At 44.5% G+C, this 3,351-nt stretch carries 2 protein-coding genes and 1 pseudogene; all 3 read right to left on the bottom strand.

The features are described from left to right. Nucleotides 1-298 precede the first annotated feature (298 nt). Nucleotides 299-1,198 (bottom strand): annotated as a pseudogene (locus BK127_RS41735) (tyrosine-type recombinase/integrase). 175 nt (nucleotides 1,199-1,373) lie between these two features. Next, on the bottom strand, nucleotides 1,374-1,943 hold the full coding sequence (locus BK127_RS41740; RefSeq protein WP_076238519.1) for a dihydrofolate reductase family protein: 570 nt from the start codon (nucleotides 1,941-1,943) through the stop codon (nucleotides 1,374-1,376). 612 nt (nucleotides 1,944-2,555) lie between these two features. Then, a complete protein-coding gene (locus BK127_RS41745; RefSeq protein ID WP_076238520.1) occupies nucleotides 2,556-3,008 on the bottom strand; it encodes a VOC family protein in 453 nt (150 codons plus the stop codon). Nucleotides 3,009-3,351: the final 343 nt, after the last annotated feature.

Raw genomic sequence — 3,351 nt, forward strand, 5'->3', positions numbered from 1 at the left:
CTTCCTTACAGACCAACCTCTTTAACTATCGATCTTGATGAATTCATCAAGAAGTTGAAATAATTCACCGTGACAAATCAACTGATAAGCAATTTAATATTGATTTTATCTGCTCCTGAACCATGATTGTTATTGAAACTCACACCCGTGAGATCAAGCGTGTTTGCTGGCATTGACGATACCAGCGGCAGGTGTCAGGATAACGTTATAAGTAATGTTGTTAGGGGTCCCGCCAACATTTTAACGAAAATATACGCTAAGCCTTCGGAGGTGACCTGCTTAGCGTTTTACTCTAAGCTTAAAGCAATCCTGACAATCTCAGATGACCACTGTAGTTGGTGGTTAGTACAAACTCTAAAAAATACCGCCGGTACAGTTCTCTTCGCCGTTCTCCACGAAGCTGAGCATAAATCTGTGTAGTGGATGCTTTTGCGTGCCCAAGCATTCCCTGAATAAACTCCAGCGGTGCACCGTTATCTAATAACTGACAGGCGTAAGTGTGACGAAAACGATGTGGGTAGACGTTTACAGCAACATTACTCCGGCTTGCCAGCTTTTTTAATGAATAACGAATCGTAGGTATCGACATTCGGCGAGCAGGCTGAGTTTCCGTAACAAATAGCGCTTTACAGGAATCATCTCAGCTCTCCAAATATCTTTTTATCCAGATTTTGCATTCGGTCGTAAAATAAATCTCCCTTTGCTTTGCCCCCATGCCATTCACAATGGCTGAACAGTTTTCCAAGTTGATGTCTTCAATATCTAGTTTCTGCACTTCACCAACACGGCAACCCGTGCTATAAAGAAATTCAAGCATTGCATACTCCCGTGGAGATTTACAAGAAATTTTCAGATGAATGACATCTTCTTCAATCAAAAATTTGGGAATACGCTTATCTGTTTTTGGCTCTCTCAGTTTTAGAGCCGGATTCCGTGAAATATGACCTTCTTCAAATGCAAAACGAAAAAGGGATCTCACGAAACGAACCCAATGCCCTAAGCTGCTCGGTTTTAGCCGATCCGATTGCTTGGACAAGTAGCCTTTAAGCAAATCTAATGTGATCTCTTCAATTTCAAGATCACCGACACCACCGATCAACATCTTGAGCTGCAGCGCATACGCAATCAAAGTGTGCGTACTGAATCCCTGAATACGCTTGTCAGCATCATACAAAACCCATAATTTATTCAATTTCATAAAAACACCCTCCCGTCTGTCTAGCTCTAGTTTCAACTAGAAACGGATGGATTTAGTCTTTAATGGCGGGTCTCCCCTTACTGAAGACTGTCTAGTTACATGCCAAAGGAGCACCGCTTGGCGCCCCTTTCAATAAACTATAGTACCCGTTAGTAGAACACCGTGTACGGCACGGCTATTTCTCCAACTCATAGCGGGCCGCGATAATGCCCGAGTTGAGCGTTCGGCTGGACAGCAGCTTGAGCCTGATTTTCTCACCGTCGCCGTGGAATGCCGATTTTCCACCGCCAAGGATGACCGGGCAAATCGTCAGCATGAATTCGTCGATCAGGCCAAGCTCAAGCAGCGTCTTCGCCGCCCCCGGACTGCCGAAGATAACGAGATTTTTGCCTGGCTGCTCCTTGAGCGCCTTGATTTCCTCTGCGATATTGCCCTTGATCAGCATCGTATTGTTCCATTCCACCTTGTCCATCGAGCCGGAAATGACGATCTTCTTAACATCCTGCAGCCATTTGGCATGCTCCATACCGTGCGTCGACGCATTCGGATTGTCCAGCACCGTAGGCCAGTAGCTCTCCATCATTCGATACGTCGTGCGTCCGTATACGGGAGAGCCGACTTCGGCTACAACCTCCTCGGCGTATTTCTCTAATTCCTCGTTGTACGGAATCCAATCCAGTCCTCCGTTCGAATCCGACGCATACCCGTCCAGCGACACATGCATGAACAATACGAGTTTTCTCATGTTTGTTTCTCCTCCGATTTCGAATTTATTTGCTCGATTTTTTGGCAGTAGGCCCGTGTTTCGTCCTGCTCTTACGTTCACTATAAATCATTACGTTACGTAAGGGTCAAGTGGAAATCTGAATTTTCTTCGAAAACAACAATATTGCGCAAATCTGCCCGTTAGGGAGCGTAATACAATACAAAACCCGATTCTTCATGCTGGGGTAGCGTCAGGAAAATGCGGATTTACAACGTTAAGGAAATTGCCATATTAAAAATCCCAATTTCTCAACATTTATATTTGAGAAATTAGGCTTTTTTCGTTGCTCCGTTAAATCGCCCTTTTATTGAATAAGAATTTTCTTCAAATCGAGACGGATTGGCATATAACATTTTCGCATTCACAACCCTGCGAGCCTTAGAACGAAGTTCTTAGGCTTGCAGGGTTGTCGTCTGAATCTGCTTCCCTGCTTCTTCTCCTGGCGACCAAGGGCTCGGAGAGTCCCGCAGCGTATGCTGTGTTATATGGCGTACCCGACTTCTTCGAGTTACTTTCATACTGCTTTTCTGTTTCAATTTTTACTTCAGTAATGTATATTTCAGTAAAGGCGTTTTATAAAACGTCACGTACTTATTTCTTACCGAGTTGTTCCGCCAAACCGATTAGAAGTCCTTCGGTTCCACGAATGTAGCAGAGCCGATACGAGTCCTCGTACTGAACCACTTCGCCAACGAGCTGAGCCCCATACTTAGTGAGTCTTGATACCATTTCGTCAATGTCTTCAACGGTGAACATGACGCGTAGATAACCGAGAGCATTTACAGGAGCAGTCCGGTGATCTGATATAGTAGGTGGGGTGAGAAATCGCGAAAGTTCAATTCGGCTGTGGCCATCTGGGGTAACCATCATAGCAATCTCTACGCACTGAGAACCCAATCCGGTTACGAGACCAGCCCATTCACCTTCGACAGTGGCTCGCCCTTCGAGGTTCAAGCCAATCTCCTCGAAGAAAGAGATTGCGTCATCAAGGGATTCTACAACGATGCCGACATTGTCCATTCTTAGTAATTTGTTTTTTTCCATAGTTTCATCTCCTTATGTGTAAAAATTTATTATCTGATCATCTTCATAATTATTCTATTAAAAAGTTACAAATTCCTTCCGTGGTAGCGCCAACATTTTGAGCGATTTATACGCTAGGCATTAGCAGACATGCATTTTCGCCATTCTTGCTGACCTTAGCGGACGTATACAGCCGCTATTTGTCTCGCTGATGAGGCTGTCCCAAAAGCCATGAAAATGGCGATGGGCACCCTCGTTGCAATTTCGTCAAACAAAAAGAAACCGTACTTTGGTAAAATGGAAGTGCGACCCACCATTTACGAAAGGAACGGTTTCTTTGTACATTCAATATACCATGGATCAA

This window comes from Paenibacillus sp. FSL H7-0331 (assembly GCF_001956045.1).